17 protein-coding genes and 2 pseudogenes are annotated in these 16,664 nt (G+C 64.2%); 9 read left to right on the forward strand and 10 right to left on the reverse strand.

All coding sequences use genetic code 11. The features are described from left to right. Window positions 1-66: 66 nt before the first annotated feature. Complete coding sequence (locus tag ACQCSV_RS17455) at window positions 67-525, reverse strand: hypothetical protein (protein ID WP_354222467.1); 459 nt, start codon at window positions 523-525, stop codon at window positions 67-69. 486 nt (window positions 526-1,011) lie between these two features. Between ACQCSV_RS17455 and ACQCSV_RS17460 the strand changes: the two genes are divergently transcribed. From ACQCSV_RS17460 to ACQCSV_RS17470, 3 genes and pseudogenes are all read left to right on the forward strand, one after another. Next, window positions 1,012-1,755 (forward strand): ANTAR domain-containing protein, encoded by a 744-nt coding sequence (locus ACQCSV_RS17460; RefSeq protein WP_426939580.1) that lies wholly within the window; start codon window positions 1,012-1,014, stop codon window positions 1,753-1,755. 132 nt (window positions 1,756-1,887) lie between these two features. Continuing rightward, window positions 1,888-2,295: a response regulator gene (locus ACQCSV_RS17465; RefSeq protein ID WP_354154533.1), complete on the forward strand. Its 408-nt coding sequence runs from the start codon at window positions 1,888-1,890 to the stop codon at window positions 2,293-2,295. A gap of 129 nt (window positions 2,296-2,424) precedes the next feature. Further along, window positions 2,425-2,932, forward strand: a pseudogene (locus tag ACQCSV_RS17470) (phosphodiester glycosidase family protein); the annotation flags it as partial. A gap of 90 nt (window positions 2,933-3,022) precedes the next feature. On the opposite strand, the gene ACQCSV_RS17475 reads toward ACQCSV_RS17470, so the two are convergent. Beyond that, a complete protein-coding gene (locus ACQCSV_RS17475) occupies window positions 3,023-3,775 on the reverse strand; it encodes a lytic transglycosylase domain-containing protein (RefSeq protein WP_354222468.1) in 753 nt (250 codons plus the stop codon). Between the two features lie 191 nt (window positions 3,776-3,966). Here ACQCSV_RS17475 and ACQCSV_RS17480 point away from each other — a divergent pair, with 191 nt between their 5' ends. The 3 genes from ACQCSV_RS17480 to ACQCSV_RS17490 all read left to right on the forward strand — a co-directional run bounded on the left by ACQCSV_RS17480 (window position 3,967) and on the right by ACQCSV_RS17490 (window position 5,466). Beyond that, window positions 3,967-4,320 (forward strand): DUF4956 domain-containing protein, encoded by a 354-nt coding sequence (locus tag ACQCSV_RS17480; RefSeq protein ID WP_426938880.1) that lies wholly within the window; start codon window positions 3,967-3,969, stop codon window positions 4,318-4,320. Next, window positions 4,317-4,514, forward strand: a complete 198-nt coding sequence (locus ACQCSV_RS17485) for a hypothetical protein (RefSeq protein ID WP_354222470.1) — start codon at window positions 4,317-4,319, stop codon at window positions 4,512-4,514. The genes ACQCSV_RS17480 and ACQCSV_RS17485 overlap by 4 nt, the downstream gene beginning before the upstream one ends. A gap of 106 nt (window positions 4,515-4,620) precedes the next feature. Beyond that, on the forward strand, window positions 4,621-5,466 hold the full coding sequence (locus ACQCSV_RS17490) for an alpha/beta hydrolase (RefSeq protein ID WP_354222472.1): 846 nt from the start codon (window positions 4,621-4,623) through the stop codon (window positions 5,464-5,466). A gap of 63 nt (window positions 5,467-5,529) precedes the next feature. On the opposite strand, the gene ACQCSV_RS17495 is transcribed toward ACQCSV_RS17490, so the two are convergent. The 7 genes and pseudogenes from ACQCSV_RS17495 to ACQCSV_RS17525 all read right to left on the reverse strand — a co-directional run bounded on the left by ACQCSV_RS17495 (window position 5,530) and on the right by ACQCSV_RS17525 (window position 10,909). Next, on the reverse strand, window positions 5,530-6,717 hold the full coding sequence (locus ACQCSV_RS17495; RefSeq protein ID WP_354222474.1) for an acyl-CoA desaturase: 1,188 nt from the start codon (window positions 6,715-6,717) through the stop codon (window positions 5,530-5,532). Between the two features lie 13 nt (window positions 6,718-6,730). Next, complete coding sequence (locus ACQCSV_RS17500) at window positions 6,731-7,828, reverse strand: ferredoxin reductase (RefSeq protein ID WP_282330210.1); 1,098 nt, start codon at window positions 7,826-7,828, stop codon at window positions 6,731-6,733. A gap of 209 nt (window positions 7,829-8,037) precedes the next feature. Next, complete coding sequence (locus tag ACQCSV_RS17505) at window positions 8,038-8,241, reverse strand: hypothetical protein (RefSeq protein WP_141141640.1); 204 nt, start codon at window positions 8,239-8,241, stop codon at window positions 8,038-8,040. Between the two features lie 102 nt (window positions 8,242-8,343). Beyond that, a pseudogene (locus tag ACQCSV_RS17510) lies at window positions 8,344-9,190 on the reverse strand (LLM class flavin-dependent oxidoreductase). Between the two features lie 74 nt (window positions 9,191-9,264). Continuing rightward, window positions 9,265-9,663, reverse strand: coding sequence for a hypothetical protein (locus ACQCSV_RS17515; RefSeq protein ID WP_426938881.1), 399 nt, complete (start codon window positions 9,661-9,663; stop codon window positions 9,265-9,267). 53 nt (window positions 9,664-9,716) lie between these two features. After that, a complete protein-coding gene (locus ACQCSV_RS17520) occupies window positions 9,717-10,199 on the reverse strand; it encodes a DUF2848 family protein (RefSeq protein ID WP_426938882.1) in 483 nt (160 codons plus the stop codon). A gap of 53 nt (window positions 10,200-10,252) precedes the next feature. Then, window positions 10,253-10,909, reverse strand: a complete 657-nt coding sequence (locus ACQCSV_RS17525) for a GntR family transcriptional regulator (protein WP_426938883.1) — start codon at window positions 10,907-10,909, stop codon at window positions 10,253-10,255. A gap of 32 nt (window positions 10,910-10,941) precedes the next feature. Here ACQCSV_RS17525 and ACQCSV_RS17530 point away from each other — a divergent pair, with 32 nt between their 5' ends. Beyond that, window positions 10,942-11,736 carry a carbon-nitrogen hydrolase family protein gene (locus ACQCSV_RS17530; protein WP_354154527.1) on the forward strand — a complete coding sequence of 265 codons (795 nt, stop codon included), beginning with the start codon at window positions 10,942-10,944 and terminating at the stop codon, window positions 11,734-11,736. Between the two features lie 367 nt (window positions 11,737-12,103). Then, on the forward strand, window positions 12,104-13,411 hold the full coding sequence (locus tag ACQCSV_RS17535) for an ammonium transporter (RefSeq protein WP_354154526.1): 1,308 nt from the start codon (window positions 12,104-12,106) through the stop codon (window positions 13,409-13,411). A gap of 66 nt (window positions 13,412-13,477) precedes the next feature. Here ACQCSV_RS17535 and ACQCSV_RS17540 read toward each other — a convergent pair whose 3' ends face one another. Beyond that, the gene (locus ACQCSV_RS17540) at window positions 13,478-14,074 is read right to left on the reverse strand and encodes a PadR family transcriptional regulator (RefSeq protein ID WP_354154525.1); all 597 of its coding nucleotides are present in this window, start codon (window positions 14,072-14,074) and stop codon (window positions 13,478-13,480) included. A 213-nt stretch (window positions 14,075-14,287) separates the two neighbouring features. Between ACQCSV_RS17540 and ACQCSV_RS17545 the strand changes: the two genes are divergently transcribed. Further along, window positions 14,288-16,645 carry a transglycosylase domain-containing protein gene (locus ACQCSV_RS17545; protein WP_354154524.1) on the forward strand — a complete coding sequence of 786 codons (2,358 nt, stop codon included), beginning with the start codon at window positions 14,288-14,290 and terminating at the stop codon, window positions 16,643-16,645. Window positions 16,646-16,664: the final 19 nt, after the last annotated feature.

The raw sequence follows: 16,664 nt of genomic DNA on the forward strand, positions 1-16,664 counted from the left end.
CATTGAGTGGGAGGAGGTGGAATTCGCCAGCGGGGAGGTCCTGCTCCTCCCCGCCGGCGAAGACTGTTAGACGCTGCCGACGGTGATGGTGACAACGGCGCCCTTGCAGGCCTCCTGGTCGACCGTTGCACTGTCATTGAACGTCAGGGTTCCGGCGCCCACAGAGATTCCGCTTGCGCCGGCGGCGACCGTGGTGCTGCTGGTCACGGCAGTGACTCCGAACCACGATGCCAGGCAGTTTGCCGGATCGCTCGTGGACACCGTGGCCGTCAAGGCACCCACCTTGGTGCTGCTGGTTGTTCCATTGTCAGCCGTGTATGCCACCGGGACGCTATTTCCCGGCGCAAGTCCGCCTGCGAATGTCGCGTGCAGGGTCACGGTGCCGCCGCCTGTCGAGTTGGTCGCGGTACCCGCACCTGAGCCCGTGGTGGTCCAGTAGGCGTAGGCAGCGCCGCCGCTGCCTGCCACCAGTGCCAATGCACCGGCTGCTGCGAGGACCCGATTCTTCTTCGTCATTTTGCGCATGAGTGAGACTCCTTGTTGGCTGGGGGTAAAAACAGATGCTGAGACGCGCAGCCATTGGGAGCCACTAAGGCACCTTGGTTCCGGCTGATCGATGACGCCCATACTTCCCGGCCTCGGTGGTCCCAACAACACGTAGGAGTACTGGACTTTTGCGGACCTCCCCCGAAACGACCTCTTGGATCCAGGGCCGGGTACTCAGTTTTCGCCGACGAGGCGGGACGTCTCAAGCCCGGACGCCCCGCAGCCGGATCCGCGTGCGGTACCGCCCGCACGGCAACCGGTAGTACCTAAGTCCTCCGCGGCCTGGCCCGCCATGTGGCGCTCCCCAAGGCTCTGACCTGTATATACTTCTGGTTATCGGTTTAGCAGCAGGCCGTTGGACAGTTCGTCGATCCAGCGACCGTCGCCACCCTTTTTGCTTCCACGGCAGGGGTTGTGCGGGGAGTTGCCGGATCGTCTTGACCTGAGCGAATGGCACTAAGAACCGTGGCCAGCGAGTCAACAGCAAACACAGCTACATCAATTACCGAGCACCTGCACGAAGAACTCCTCAACAGCTCCGACGTAGAGGAGTTCCTGGATGAGCTCGCCCGGGTATCGGCCCGAAACCTTTCCGAACCCGGCGATGAAGTGCTGTGCGGCATCACCCTTCTGCGCCAGCGCAAGGCGGCCACCATTGCCAGCAGCGGCGCCGCTGCCCGCGCTGTCAGCCAGATCGAATACCAGTCCGAGCAAAGTCCGGGCATGGCCTCCTCGCTGGAGCAGGTGACAGTCCATGTTCCTGACGTGAAGAACGAGGCGCGCTGGCCCGAATACTGCGAAGCCGTCCTGGATCAAGGCATCCGTTCGGTCCTGGCAATCCCGTTCCGGCTGGAGGGGGAAACCAAAGCCACGCTCCTCCTCTACTCCCACCGGACCTCCCGCTTTGAAGGCCGCGTCCTGAAGGCTGCGGAGGACTTCGTCCGCCAGACGTCTCTGGCCCTGCGGCTTGCGGTGCGCTTCGCGCATTACAGCGAGACGGCGGCGCATCTGCGTGCCACCCTCGAATCGCGCACCGTGATCGACATGGCGGTGGGCATCATCATGGCCCAGAACCGGTGCAGCCAGCAGGAGGCATTTGACCTGCTCAAAGCGGCGTCCAGCACGCGCAATTCCAAGCTGCATATCGTCGCGGCGGCCGTGGTGAATGCACTTGGCCAAGGGCCGGCCCAGACGCACTACGACGGCTGAGTTCCGCCCCGCAACCGGCGGCCCGAGGCGTTACCGCTGAGACGACCTGAGGACGGTTGCGGAATACGTCACTTTGACGGTTTACCAGGTCACCAGCACGTACACTGGTGGAAATGCGGCTGAGGGGCTTTCATGGAAACAAAACGCATCTGTCTTGTCATCGAGGACAACGATGACATCCGCGGTCTGATCACGGTGGTCATGACCCGCGCAGGCTTTTCCGTACGTTCGGTCGCCAACGGCGCCGAAGGAATTGCCGCAGCCGCTGAACCATCGGTCGCTCTGATCACCCTTGACCTTGGCCTGCCGGACATGGACGGGCACGTCGTAGCCCGGGCAATCCGGGCCTTAAGCACCGCTCCCATGCTGTTCCTCACCGCGCGGTCCGAGGAAGACGACATACTGGCCGGAATGGCCTCCGGCGCTGCCGCCTACCTAACCAAGCCGTTCCACCCCACAGAACTGAAGGAGCTCGCGCTGCGGCTCTGCCCGGCAAAAGCCCCCGCCCGCCCGGAAACCACGCCACAACGGCAGCTTTAGGCGGCACTTTCTCGCCAGCCCACCCGTTCACAGGCGCAGCACATATCCGGCAAATCGAAGCGATAGCTTCGTTGCCTACAAATGAGGCATGACTCCTCTCAAGAACAAACCACGCAACGGCAACCGGGTCACGTGAAAATCTCGGACGTCTCCGCATACCAGGCCAGTCAAACAGGCACCAACGAAAGCACGACGGCGGACACCACCACTGATTCCACCGCCGTCACCACAGACACGTCCTACGTTTCGGAGAGCTCGAACATCCACATCTCCACGGTGAGCACCGGCAGCGGCGACAGCACTATCACCTACTACGTTGCCGACGTCGTGCTTAACGATGCCACCACGCTCCAGTCGGCCTTCGCCAACAACGGCGACTTACTACGGCTTACGTGACACCGGCATTGTGATCCGCAACGGAGTGGTGTTCCGCGATGACGGCGCCCGCCAAGGCCTTGCCTTCTAACGCGACAGCACGGTCAAGGTCTACGACGAAACCGCCACAACCGCCGAACAGCTCCTCGCCGACGGCGTCTGGAACACCCTTTCCTTCGGCCCGTCCCTGCTGGACGACGGCGGGGTTGCCGAGGGCATTGAGGACGTCGAAGTGGACACCAACTTCGGCAACCACTCCATCGGCCTGGGGCGCAGCACGGGAGGCTGAGAATAAGTCTCTGGATCTGGGGCGCGGCCACCACCCCGGGACGTTACGCGGGCAGTCGAGGTCTTATCCTGTGGTGCCCGTCTTATCGGCGTAGAAGGTGGCTTGGTCGCGCACCTGGTCCACGTAGGAGTCGGACTGGTTGTAGGAGTAGATGGCCTCACTCCATCCGTTCGTGGCGGTGAGGTCGCGGCCGTGGGCGCATAAGTAACCGGCCGCGCTGAGGGCGGCATCGTCGATGTTGAAAGGATCCGCTTCGCCGTCACCGTTCCCGTCCCGTCCCGCTAGCTCCCAGGTGGAGGGGATGAACTGCATGGGTCCGACGGCGCGGTCCCAGCGAGCGTCGCCATCCAGGACGCCGGCGTCGGTATCAGCAATGACGGCAAATCCGTTGCCGTCCAGGCTCGGGCCGACAATTGGCCCGCTTGCCTGCCCTGCGGCATCCAGGTTTCCGCCGCCGTACGCTCCGTGGTGGGATTCGACGAATCCGACTGCCGCCACCGTATTCCATCCGATCCCGCACCCCGGAGCGGAAAGATTGGCCGCGCTGGCCGCACCCACGTAAGCCCGAAGCGCACGGGCAGGTATGCCGGTTTGCGCTGCAGCCTGGATGATCCACTCGGCGTCCGCGTTCCGGGTGACATTGACGGCAGTGGTAAGGCCGGTGGAGGACGTTTCGAATTTCGCCTCCGACCGTGGCGGAGGAGCAAGAGCCCCGCGGGAGTCCGCACCGGACTGCCCGAGCGCCCAGAATGCCACCGCGGTGATGACGCAGATCGCGAACACGCAGAAAACCGCAAGGCGTTTAAGTCGGAGCACGGGTTTGATCCTATCGATCGAAACCCGCCAGCAGGAACGGCGGCTGCATGACACCCGGGAAACAGCGCCCGGCAAACAGCAGCCGGGCGCCCAGCCGGCACTCATGTTCCGGTCAGGTTCCGTCACAGCACCTGCGCAGTTTGGCCGCGGATTGTAGAGAACAGCCCACCAACAGATTCCGGAGAATCCCGATGACTTCCCTCATTTTCATTGCCGCAGACCTCGCGGCCATCAGCATCCTCACCGTCGTCCTCTACCTCCGCCGCCACCGCCGCCGCGACCTGGTGGTCTCGTACCTGGGCATGAACGTGGGCGTGCTGGGCGTGATCGCGGGCCTCGGCACAGATGGGCACCGTGACGGCCGGCGAGTCCACCGCAGCCCAGGGCCCAGGCGGCGGAGGCGGCTTCGGCGCCCGCCCCCGGGCCCCTGCCAAAAGGCCCTTTACCAACAAAAAGGTAACAGTCGTCTTGGGTCCTGTGAGCATTCCGGATATCGGCGCATACTTGAACGCACAAGCGGCCACGGCCATGGGAGGACACCATGAAGTTTCTCGGAGCACTGATTGTCATCTGGCTGATCATCGGAGGAATCGCCGCCTGGCAGCGCGGCTACTTCGGCGGGGTTCCGGGGTCCTGCGCCCAAGCGGGATCGGTGGCCGTGACCATCGTCGCCGGGCCGTTGAACTATATGGGCGTCAACCCGCAAATCGCGTGCGAACTGCCCCAACCATCCCAGTAGCCACATTCTTGGTGCCGCGGCCGGCGGTCCCTAGAGTAGGGAATGCCGGGCGTCTGCTTTTGCTTGCGCCCGAAATTGATCCCGAAGCTTCGAAAGGACCGCCGAGATGGCATTCGTCACCGTTGGAACCGAGAACAGCACCGATACCGAGCTCTACTACGAAGACCACGGAAGCGGCCAGCCCGTTGTCCTGATCCATGGCTACCCGCTGGACGGATCCTCCTGGGAAAAGCAGACCACCGCCCTTTTGGCGGCGGGATACCGCGTGATCACGTACGACCGCCGCGGCTTCGGCAAGTCCACCAAAGCCACCAGCGGCTACGACTATGACACGTTCGCCGCCGACCTCAATACGCTCCTGAACCGGCTGGAACTCAACAACGCCGTGCTGGTGGGATTCTCCATGGGCACAGGTGAAGTTGCCCGCTACCTGAGCACGTACGGTTCGGCCCGGGTGGCCCGCGCAGCATTCCTTGGATCGCTGGAGCCGTTCCTCCTCAAAACAGACGACAACCCGGACGGCGTTCCCCAGGAAGTCTTCGACGGACTCACCGAAGCGGTGACATCGGACCGGTATGCGTTCTTCACGGAATTCTTCAAAAACTTCTACAACACCGATACGTTCCTGGGCACCCCGCGGCTCAGCCAGGAAGTCCTGGACGCCAGCTGGAGAATCGCCGCCGATGCAGGCGCCACCGCATCAGTGGCCGCGCAGCCCCCGTGGCTGACCGACTTCCGCGGGGACATCCCCCGGATTGATGTCCCCGCGCTGATTGTCCACGGCACGGCGGACAACATCCTGCCCATCGATGCCACCGGCCGCCGGTTTGCCAAGGCCCTTCCCAGCGCCCAGTATGTGGAGATCGACGGCGCCCCGCACGGCCTGCTGTGGACGCACGCCGCGGAAGTCAACGAAGCCCTGCTCGCCTTCCTGAAAAAGCAGGCCGAATAACAAAAGAGTGGAGGGGCCAGGCGATTCGCCTGGCCCCTCCACTCTTTTAAAGGCTTAGTCAGCTCAAGCCTTGGCAGCCTTGCCCGGCAGCGCCAGCTTGAAGACCTTCGCCCAGGACGATCCCACCTGCTTCAGCAGCGGACCCGTGGTGTATTTCAGGCCGTAGCGCTGGCAGATCTCGCGTACCCGCGGAGCGACCTCGGCGTACCGGTTGGACGGCAGGTCCGGGAAAAGGTGGTGCTCGATCTGGTGCGACAGGTTGCCTGTCATCAGGTGCATGAACTTGGAACCGGAGATGTTGGCGGAGCCGATCATCTGCCGGACGTACCAGTCACCGCGGGTTTCGCCTTCCACCATTTCCTCTGTAAAGGTGTCAGTGCCTTCCGGGAAGTGACCGCAGAAGATCACGGCGTGCGCCCAGACGTTGCGGACGGCGTTGGCGGTCAGGGTGCCGTAGAGCGCCTGCTTGCCGGAACCGGTGAGCATGGCAACGGCAGGAGTGGCGGCGTAGTCCTTGGTGAACTGGGTGACCACCTTGCGGCCCAGGGCCTTGAGGTCCTTGACGAGCGCTTCCTTGGACTTCTTTCCTGCCTGGTACTCAGCAAGCTCGAGGTCGTAGATGGCGATGCCCCATTCGAACAGCGGGGAAAGGATGGCGTTGTACAGCGGGTTGCCCAGGTTGTGGGGCTGCCACGGCTGGTCCTCGTCCATGCGCAGAAGGTTGTACCCGACGTCGTTGTCCTTGCCAACCACGTTGGTCCAGCGGTGGTGGAGGTCATTGTGCGTGTGCTGCCAGGCCCGTGAGGGTGTGACGAAGTCCCACTCCCATGTGGTGGAGTGGATGTCCGGGTCCCGCATCCAGTCCCACTGCCCGTGCAGGATATTGTGGCCGAGTTCCATGTTTTCCAGGATCTTGGCGAAACTCAGCAGCGTGGTGCCGGTGACCCAGGCTGCCTTGTTCTTGCTGACCAGCAAAGCCGCGCGGCCGGAGATCTCCAGCCCGCGCTGGATCTTGATCATGCGCCGGATGTAGGCGGCGTCGGAGGCGCCGCGCTTGGCCAGGATTTCGTCGCGGATCGCGTCGAGTTCGCGGCCCAGCTCAGCTACCTGTTCATCCGACAGGTGCGCTGCGGCAGGAGGACGGACCAGCGGGCTGCCGGACTCGGCCAGCGCGCCGGGGCGCGTCTTTGCCGCTCCGGTGGGGGCGGTCTTGCCTTCGGAAACTTTCTTACTTTCTGAAACTACTGACATGCGGTATTGCTCCTCAGAGTTCGAGGTTGACGGGTCCGGCGGCTGCCGAGACACACGTTTGGATCAGTTGGCCGGGTTCGCCGTGGACCTCGTTGGTGCGAAGGTCACGGACCTGTCCGGCCAGGAGCGGGGTCAGGCAACTGTGGCAGATTCCCATTCGGCAGCCGCTGGGCATGAGCACCCCGGCGTCCTCGCCGACGTCGAGCAGCGGAGTATCGCCGTCGGCGTCAACTTCCCGGTCCGACGCCTCAAAGGTGACCAGGCCGCCGTCGTGCCCCACACCCCCGGCGAAGGTGGTGTTGAACCGTTCAATCATCAGGTTGCCGGGATCGCCGGCGATGGCAACATCGGAACCGGGGGCGCCGGCGGTGAGGGATGCCTGCTTCCACAGGGCCTCGGCGTCGTCCAGGAAACTGTCCGGACCGCACGCGTACGCGGCCCGTTCCTTCCAGTCCGGGCAGATCTCATCGAGCTCGGCCGTGTTGGTCAGGTCCATCCGGCCCTGTTCGCCGGTGTACCAGTGGGCCAGCCGGAAGTTGGGGAACTGGTCAGCCAGTTCGGCGAGTTCCTCGCGGAAGAGGCTGTCGCCGGGCGTGCGGGCCGAGTGCACCAGCACGACGTCGGCATCCGGGCGGCGCGGAACAAGGGTGCGGATCATGGACATCACCGGGGTGATACCGCTGCCGGCGGTGACCATCAGGAGCGGCCTGGGGTGCTCGGGCAGGACGAAGTCGCCCTGCGGGGGTGCCAGGAAAAGGACGTCACCAGGTTTGGTGGTCCGGACCAGGGTTCCGGAAACTGCTCCGACGTCGGTGACGGTGATAGCGGGGTCCTTGCCTGCGGGGGCGCTCAGCGAATAGGAGCGCCAGTGGCGGACACCGTCGAGCTCAACGCCGATTCGCGCCCACTGGCCGGCCAGGTGCGAATGCCAGCCGCGGCCGGGACGAAAGAAAATGGTGGCCGACTGCGCCGTTTCCTGGACCACACGGGTCACCACGCCACGCAGCTGGCGCGCTGAGAAGACAGGGTTGAAGAGCGCCAGAATATCTTCCGGTGCCAATGGCGTGGTCAGCACGGAAGCCGCCTGTGCCAGCTGACGTAGCCGGATCATGCCGTAAAACCTAAAGCGGCGCGAGCCATATCTCTCTCTCCTGACCGTTCCGCAGTCACGCAGTAAAATGAGGCGCTTAGCCCCCTATGCCCCCTACAAGCCTAACGGCTGTGGCTTATGGATGGTTCCTTGAGCAATATTACTAAGGACACTGACTAGTTTCCTCTGCAGGTCACGCGAATGGCCGGACCGACGGCGGTGGACGGTTGTCAGCGGCTGTCCCGGTCCTCGAATTCCTCATCGAGGTCATGGTGCCTGAACTCCGTCTCCGGATTTGGTTCGCCCTCAGCCACGTACTCATAGTCCAATTGACGCTGCACCTGGCTGTCCAGAACCTGTAGCTCCCGGTCCGGAACGGTGGAAAGATCTTCCGGGAACTCGTCTTCCGGCGTCAGGTGTAGTTTTTCGGACATGGTGAGCCTCTCTAGGCCGTGAGGGATAACCGGGCCTCAATGGCCCGCACCTTCTCAGGATATTACGTTCCGGGCGGATCGCCCAGCGGAATCAGCCCCGGATCAGGAACGGGCCGGGGTCCAGCCGACGGCGGGCGCAATGTGCCGGGCGATGTTGCCCAGCAATTTGGCATTGAAGTCAACGCCCAACTGGTTGGGCACCGTCACCAGCAGTGTGTCCGCGGCCTGGACCGCGGCGTCGGCCGCCAGCTGTTCGGCCAGGAGATTAGGGGCACCGGCATAGGTCTTGCCAAAGCATGCCGTGAGGCCGTCGATGACGCCCACCTGGTCCCGACTGTCCCGCAGCGCGCTGCCCGCAAAATACCTGTTGTCCTCATCGTCAACGATCGGCAGGATGCTCCGGCTGACGGAGACACGCGGTTGGTGGCTGTGTCCTGCCGCGGCCCAGGCGTCCCAGAAGAGTTGGATTTGCTCCGCCTGCAACTGGTCGAAGGGGACACCGGTCTCCTCGGTGAGCAGTGTGGAGCTCATCAGGTTCATGCCCAGGCCGGCCGCCCACACGGCGGTGCTGCGGCTTCCCGCGCCCCACCAGATCCGCTCCGCGAGGCCCGGCGACTGCGGCTGGACCGGCAACAGGCCGGTGGCACCGCCGGCGTAGCGCGGGTCCGCCTCGGCCACGCCTGCGCCAGTGATGGCGTTCCGGAACCGGGCAGTGTGGCGGTGGGCCATGTCTGCGTCGGTTTCATTTTCTGATGGCTGCCAGCAGCGGGAACGGGGACGCCTGCTGACGGGCGAAGTGGTGCACGCGGAAGAACGCGCCGTCGATTCCGACTTCCTCGGCGGCCACCGCCAGCTCAATGCCCTGACGCAGGGCCTCGCCGGCGGTTCTGGTGCGGGAGCCCTGGCCGGGGCCCCAATGGCCGAACGAAAGGAATCCAATGCGTCGCATGTATGGCCCAACCTCCCTGCGGCGGGCCGCATTCCCGGTTGGCCGTGAGCCTGCCGGTGTCCAGCCCCTGAACGTCAGAACATCGGCAGCAGGAAGCCGGCGATAAGCGCCACGGCGCCGATCCCGGCGAGCACCCGGCCAAGCACGACGGCGGTCCACCCCACCGATTCGGGCGCTGCGGTCTGCCACTGGGTGGGGCGCTTGGGGTGGTAGTAGATCGGCAGGGTGTCGCCAACGGCCAGGTCCTTGATGTCGTGGGGTGACATCGGGGCGTGGTGAACCTGGTACTTGCGGTCAAACCAGCGGAAGCCCGTTCCGGTAGCGTCCGCATAGACCACTGCTTCCGCAATGTTCCAAGGGTGCACAAACCGCCGGAGGATGCCCGAGTAGAACAACAGGGCAAGCCCCGGCGGAAGGCACAGCCAGGTCATCATTTCCAGAATGGGACCTGCCATTTCAAGCGCAGTGGGCATAGCAATGATGCTACCGGGAGTTCCGACCCCCAGCGTGAGCCTGCCCGGCGGAATCAGCCGACAGGCTCGGCCATCTGCTCCACCACGTACTGGGCGTCCACGGTGGATCCGGTCACGGGGTCTGTCATCTCCACTTTCCAGCTGCGGGCGAACCGGTTGACGCCGCTGGTCATGGCCACCGTGCCGGAAATGAGGACCGACCCCGGCTCATTCAGGCCGCGCTCGGTCGGCACGTCCAGCCAGTAGCCCGGGGTCAGCAGGGCTTCCAGCGGGCTGTCCTGGATCATCGCGTCCGGAGTTTCGCCCTCCCTCACCCAGCCCTTCAGCGTGATCTGGTCCAGGTTGACCAGCGCCCATTCAGCTTCCCCGGAGGTCCGGGCATGCTGCACGCGGACTTCGGAAACCTGCTGCGCCAGGTATGGCGAGACCGGGTAGAGCGCCGGCGGGGCGGTGGGGTCCGGAACGCCCAGGTGGGCCCGCCCACCTGGCAACCTCAACCGACGAAGCCAGCTATGCCGGCCGGAGTTTTTGTCCACATAATGCACCCAAAACGCCTTTTACCCCGCGTTATGTGGACAAAAACTCTCCATCAGGCGCGGAGCAGGATATCCCGGGTGACGGCCAGGTGATGGTCAATGGCCTCCTGCGCCTTAGCGGCATCGCCGGACACCAGGGAATCGAGGATGTCCTGGTGTTCGGCGCACACCTGTCCGCGCCGGTCACCGGTGCGGAACAGGGCAGCGACGCCCATCAGGATCTGCCGGACATGAAGTTTGCTGTACGTTCGGGAGATGAGCTCATTGCCCGCGGCGTCGATCAGCAGCTGATGGAAGAGGGTGTCCAGCCGGATGAACTCCTGCGCAGCCGCCGAGTTCAGGTCCTCGGGAAGCTGGGCCTGCTGGTCCAGGGTGTCCTGCATCGTTTCCGCAGGAACGCGGCGCTGTTCGATAACCAGGCGGGCGGCATGGCTTTCGAGCACACCCCGGAGCTCCATCAGTTCCGACATTTCGCGGCCCGTTACCGGCGGAACATAGGCACCGCGCTGCGGAATCAGTTCCACCAGGCCGTCGGAGACGAGCAGCAGAAGCGCCTCCCGGACCGGAGTTCGCGATACGCCGATCTCCGCGGCCAGTTCCTGCTCGTTCAGGAACTTCCCCTGCACCTCCGGGTCAATCAGGATGTTTTCCCGCAGGTACGCGTACGCCTTCTCGCGGCCGGACGCCGACGTAGCCGAACTTATTCGCATACATTATGTATACAACAGACTGGAGTAATTTCATGCGTTTAGCAGTTGCCCAAATCATCTCCGGCGCCGATCTGGCCGCCAACCTGGAGCTAATCCGAGACTACGCCACGCGGGCCAAAGCCGCCGGAGCCGAGCTCGTGGTGTTCCCGGAAGCCGCCATGCGCGCCTTCGGCAACAGCCTAACGGACATTGCCGAGCCGCTGGAGGGACCGTGGGCCGCCGCCGTCCGCAGCATTGCCCACGAGCTGGACATCACCGTGGTAGCGGGCATGTTCACCCCGGGCGGGGGCGGCCGGGTGCGGAATACCTTGCTGGTCACCGGCCCGGGCGTCGAGACCTCCTATGACAAGATCCACCTCTTTGATGCATTTGGTTTCGCCGAATCCGATACCGTCGACGCAGGAACAGCCCCCGTGACCTTCGAGGTGGGCGGCACCACTTTCGGCTTGGCCACCTGCTACGACGTGCGTTTCCCGGCACTGTTCACGGCCAACGCCAAAGCCGGCGCCCAGGTCAACATTGTCTGCGCCTCGTGGGGAGCCGGCGAGGGCAAAGCTGAACAGTGGGACCTCCTGGTCCGCGCCCGCGCCCTGGACAGCACCACCTTCGTAGTGGCCAGCGGTCAGGGAGATCCGGCAAGTGTCGGCATCGCCTCCGCCGGCAAGGCTCCCACCGGCGTTGGCCACAGCGCCGTCATCTCTCCCCTGGGTGCTGCCCTAATGGCCCTCGGCGGCAAACCGGAACTCGCCGTCGTCGACATTGACCAGTCCGTCGTTGCAGAGGTCCGCGGCAATCTGCCTGTCCTGGCTAACGCCCGGACCTTCTGACCCCCGGCCCGGCCCTGCGAATTCTCCCCGCGGTGCCGGCCGCAACGGCGGTGAGTCGCCGTTCATTTTCAGGAAACGTTGCCATTTCCAGCGCCCGACGGCGGCTTCTCACCACGTGCGCGCACCGTCGCCCGCCGTCGCTGGCACCAGGGGCGCAAGGCTTCCTGCCGGAGCGTCATTCAACAGGTTCTGTTTACACGCCCGAAACATCACGGTCATGCGATCTTCACGAATGACGCCGGTCCGTAACGTGTCCGCAACTTAGTGAAGAGCAATCGGAAACACGCGGCGGCAAATATTGATCGGGGGATACACGGGACACCTAAGAAAAGTCCCCGTATTCAGGATCAATGAAAGGGACCCACCGGTGGAGATCACTGCGCAACACGTCTGGATGATGATCGCGGCGGCAATGGTGCTGCTTATGACACCCGGACTCGGTCTTTTCTATGGCGGCATGACGCGTGCCAAGGCCGCACTGAACATGATCATGATGAGCTTCATCTCTGCCGGCATCGTGGGAGTTGTGTGGGTGCTGTGGGGTTATTCCATGACCACCGGCGACGGAATCCTGGGCATTTTTGGCAACCCTTTCGCCAACTTCGGGCTGCAGAACCTCATGGGCTCCCCTGACCTCATCAAAGCCGGTTTCAGCGCCACCTTCGCCATCATCACCGTGGCCCTCATCAGCGGCGCAATCGCGGACCGTGCCAAGTTCAGCGCGTGGGCAGTGTTTGTGCCGCTGTGGGTCACGCTGGTCTATTGCCCCCTGGCCTACATGATCTGGGGCGGCGGGCTCATGAGCGCCGGCGGAGCCATCACCCAGGTCTTCGGCCAGGTCATCGACTTCGCCGGCGGTGCAGTGGTGGAGATCAGCTCGGGCACGGCGGCCCTGGTCCTGGCCCTGGTGGTTGGCCAGCGCCACGGCTTCGCCAAGGATCCCAGCCACCGCCCGCACAATGTCCCCTTCATCATGCTCGGCGCGGCCATCCTGTGGTTCGGCTGGTTCGGGTTCAATGGCGGCGCCGCCACCACCGCGGAGCAGGCCGGCCTGATCTGGATCAACACCCTGGTCACCCCGGCCGCGGCCATGCTCAGCTGGCTGCTGACGGAGAAGATCCGCCACGGCCACCCCACGTCCCTGGGCGCAGCCTCCGGTGTTGTGGCCGGCCTGGTGGCTATTACACCGTCCTGCGCCAACATCAGCCCAGTGGCCGCCATCGGCCTGGGCCTGGTGGCCGGTGCAGCCAGCTGCGTGTTTGTTGACCTGAAGTACCGTTTCGGGCTTGACGACTCCCTGGACGTGGTGGGAGTACACCTCGGCGCCGGGCTCATCGGCACACTCGCCCTGGGCTTCATCGCCCTCCCCGTGGACGGCCAGGGCGGCGGCCTCTTCTACGGCGGCGGTCTCCAGCAGCTGACGGCTCAGGCCGTAGCGGTAGTGGTCACCGTGGCCCTCTCCGGTGGCGTGACCCTGGTGATCGGCCGGGCCATCAACAAGACCATCGGGTTCCGGGTGAGCTACGAAGCCGAGATGGTAGGCGTGGATCTTTCCGAGCATGCCGAGACCGCCTACGCCTTCGGTGGGCTGGGTAGCCACTTCAACCCGCTGGTCCGCCGGACGCCGGAACCTGCTGCGGCTCCCGCTCCCGCCAAGGAAGACACCTTCGCCTAACGACAGAGGCTACTGATCGCCTTCTGATGCCTCCGGTTGAGCCCGTTCAGCCTGACGTGAACGGGCTCAGTCGGCCAGGATCTGGTAGAGCGCGCGGCGGGTTTCGTCGAGCTTTTCCACCGCAGCATTACGCTGTTCTTCCGTGGCTGCCGTGCGGAACTGATGAATGACTCCCATCAGCTTGCCCACGCTCTGGTGGAAGGCGGGCCCGGACCCTTCCGCGTCGCTGTTCCACGCATTCTCCAGCTCCTCCGCATGCTCGGCCACGTAGGCTTTACCGGCGTCAGTGAGGGTGAAGTCGGTCCGCCGGCCCTCGCTGAGGGGCTCAATCAGGTCCTCGTCCACCAGCTGCTGCAGCGTCGGGTAGATCGACCCTGGGCTGGGCCGCCATGCCCCCGACGTTTTCTCCGCGATGGTCTTGATCAGGCCATAACCGTTGGAGGGGGCCTTGGCCAGGAGGGACAGGATGGCCCACCGGACATCACCCCTGCTTGCCCGCCGGGGACCCGGACCGAAGCCTGGACCAAACCCGCCCCCCGGACCGAAGCCCGGGCCGAATCCTCCCCCGCGGTGCCCGTGTGGTCCGCGCCTGCCCCTGCCGCGTTCAAACCGTCCCCGCCCGAAAGGAGGTTCCAAAAACTTGTCGTCGTGAATGCCTTTCATGGTGGCATCCTCCCTTTCCCTTATCTTAATGAATGGTTATCGGTCAACTACTCACCGATACTTAACGATACATCGGCATGTATCGCGAAACAAGGACTGGAACGAAAGTACAGGGCGGTAAGTACCGGCTTGGCATCAGTTAATCCAATATCTGGTTGCCGCAGGTCCCGGCGGCGTATCCTGTTCTCACGTCGCGAGCTCGAGGGCTGAACAATGGCGCAGCAAAAGAAACGCAGGCACCGGTTGGCCGCCACCTTGGGAAGGGTCATCGGGTTCTTTGCGGCGAGCGCCATGTGCGGAGTCCTGGCCGCAAGCCTGGTGGTCCCTGCGGTTGCGACGGTGGGCTTCGGCGTCAGCAGCTCCATCAGTTTCTTCGATGAACTCCCCTCGGAACTGATCGTTGGGCCGCCGTCGCAATCCACCAAAGTCCTCACCTCAGACGGCCAGCCAATAGCCACGTTCTATACCGAGAACCGGATCAAGATCCCCCTGGACCGGATATCCCCCTATGTCCGGGATGCCATCGTGGCCATCGAGGACAGCCGCTTTTATGAGCACCCGGGCATCGACCCGCAAGGGATTCTCCGTGCCGCGATCTTCAACCTGACGAGTGAGGGCAGGCAGGGCGCCTCCACCATCACGCAGCAGTACGTCACCAACGTGATCAATGAGTCCTTCGTGTCCCAGGACAAGACCGACGAAGTGGTCCTCAGCGGCCAGAAGAGCATCGGGGACAAGCTCCGCGAGATGAAGCTGGCCATTGCGCTGGAGAAGAAATTCAGCAAGGACCAGATCCTCGAGGGCTACCTGAACATCGTGTTCTTTAACCGCGAGGCCTACGGAGTCGAGGCGGCGGCGCGGTATTTCTTCAGCACCACGGCGGCCGATCTCACGCTGCCGCAGGCCGCCCTTCTGGCCGGTCTGGTCAACAGCCCCAGCTACTACAACCCCGCCGTCAATCCGGAGCATGCCACGAGCCGCCGGAACCAGGTTCTTTCCGAGATGCTGGCCAAGGGCAAGATCACCCAGGCGGACCACGACGCCGCCACGGCCACCCCCATCGAGCTCAAGCTCAGTCCGGGGAAGCAGGGCTGCGCCAACGCCCAGATGGCACCTTACTTCTGCGACTACATTTCGCATCTGATCCTGAACAACCCGGCCTTCGGCACAACCCTGATCGAGCGCCAGCGCAAGCTGTACCGCGGCGGGCTCACCATCGTCACCACCCTGGACAGCCGGCTCCAGGCGGCGGCCCAGGCACAGGTTGACAGCACCGCCGGAGCGAATCCAGATCGCTGGGGCGCGTCCCTGGTCTCGATCCAGCCGGGCACGGGGAAGATCCTGGCAATGGCGCAGAACACGGTATTCCTGCCGGCCGAAGGTAAGTTTGATACCCAACTGAACTTCAATGTGGATTCCCATGATCTTCAAGGCAATGACCTCAACGGGGCAGGCGGTTTCCAGCCCGGCTCCACCATGAAGCCCTTCACGTTCGCGGAGTGGCTGAACGAGGGCAAATCGCTGACCGGCGTGGTGGACGCCTCACGCCGGGTGTATCCGCTGGGTTTCCCGTGGCGCTCCAGCTGCGGAAAGGTCTTGGGCGCTTACAGCACGGCGCAGAACAACCCCGAGCTGGGCGCCGCCGATGACCTGCAGAATGCTGACGAGGGCTATTACCGTCCCATGCCCGTGAACTACGGGCTGTACAACTCCATCAACACGGCCACGTTCGCTGAGGCTACCCAGCTCGACTTCTGCGGCATCCAGAAGATGGTGGACAGCGTGGGGCTGCACAGTGGACTGGATGGCGCCCAGATCAACATGCATCAGCTGGGCAATCTGCTCGGGGCCATCGGCGTCGCACCGGTCCACCTGGCCAATGCATTCGCCACCTTCGCCAACGATGGCCGGTACTGCTCCCCTGTCGCCGTACTTGAGGTGACGGAGGTGTCGGGCGGGAAACTCGCCGGCCAGACCAGTGACTGCCGCGACGCCGTCAAACCGGAGGTTGCCCGAGGCGTAAACGCGGTGCTCCAGGACGTGCTGAAGGTCGGCTCCGGGGTGTGGATCAACCCCAAAATCCACACGCTGATGCCCGTTGCCGCCAAGACCGGTACCTCGAACAACAACGGCTCCACCTGGGTGGTGGGCTACACCTCGGGGCTGGCCACAGCGTCCTTCTTCGGCGATGCGCTGGAAGGCCAAAACCGTCCCGGCCAGAACGTCACCGTCAACGGCCAGTTCTACCCCCGCCTTGACGGCTACATGATCGCCGGGCCGCAGTGGGTCAACTACATGCTCCAGGCCGCCCCGCTCTACCCGGCGAACCCGTTCCCGGCCCCGCCGGCGTCCATGGTGGCTCCGCCGAAACCGACTCCTGCACCGGCCGCGCCGAGGCCTGCACCCGCCCCGGCGCCCGCACCCGCTCCCGCTCCCCCGCCGGCTCCCGTGCCAGAGCCACCTCCTGCTCCTGCTCCTGCTCCCGCGCCCGTCCCGCCGCCCGTCCCGCCGCCCGCGTCCGAGATTCCGGGCTTTCCGCCTCAGAACGGCTTCCCGGGCGGAAGACCCTAGGAGCCGACGACCCTGACAG

Origin of the sequence: Pseudarthrobacter sp. S3, assembly GCF_050156905.1 — a bacterium.
Taxonomy (GTDB): Bacteria; Actinomycetota; Actinomycetes; order Actinomycetales; family Micrococcaceae; genus Arthrobacter.

Coding starts and splice junctions, on each gene's coding strand:
- ACQCSV_RS17455 (WP_354222467.1), bottom strand. CDS start 525: ATGCGCAAAATGACGAAGAAGAATCGGGTCCTCGCAGCAGCCGGTGCA.
- ACQCSV_RS17465 (WP_354154533.1), top strand. CDS start 1,888: ATGGAAACAAAACGCATCTGTCTTGTCATCGAGGACAACGATGACATC.
- ACQCSV_RS17480 (WP_426938880.1), top strand. CDS start 3,967: ATGACTTCCCTCATTTTCATTGCCGCAGACCTCGCGGCCATCAGCATC.
- ACQCSV_RS17485 (WP_354222470.1), top strand. CDS start 4,317: ATGAAGTTTCTCGGAGCACTGATTGTCATCTGGCTGATCATCGGAGGA.
- ACQCSV_RS17490 (WP_354222472.1), top strand. CDS start 4,621: ATGGCATTCGTCACCGTTGGAACCGAGAACAGCACCGATACCGAGCTC.
- ACQCSV_RS17495 (WP_354222474.1), bottom strand. CDS start 6,717: ATGTCAGTAGTTTCAGAAAGTAAGAAAGTTTCCGAAGGCAAGACCGCC.
- ACQCSV_RS17500 (WP_282330210.1), bottom strand. CDS start 7,828: ATGATCCGGCTACGTCAGCTGGCACAGGCGGCTTCCGTGCTGACCACG.
- ACQCSV_RS17505 (WP_141141640.1), bottom strand. CDS start 8,241: ATGTCCGAAAAACTACACCTGACGCCGGAAGACGAGTTCCCGGAAGAT.
- ACQCSV_RS17515 (WP_426938881.1), bottom strand. CDS start 9,663: ATGCCCACTGCGCTTGAAATGGCAGGTCCCATTCTGGAAATGATGACC.
- ACQCSV_RS17525 (WP_426938883.1), bottom strand. CDS start 10,909: ATGCGAATAAGTTCGGCTACGTCGGCGTCCGGCCGCGAGAAGGCGTAC.
- ACQCSV_RS17530 (WP_354154527.1), top strand. CDS start 10,942: ATGCGTTTAGCAGTTGCCCAAATCATCTCCGGCGCCGATCTGGCCGCC.
- ACQCSV_RS17540 (WP_354154525.1), bottom strand. CDS start 14,074: ATGAAAGGCATTCACGACGACAAGTTTTTGGAACCTCCTTTCGGGCGG.
- ACQCSV_RS17545 (WP_354154524.1), top strand. CDS start 14,288: ATGGCGCAGCAAAAGAAACGCAGGCACCGGTTGGCCGCCACCTTGGGA.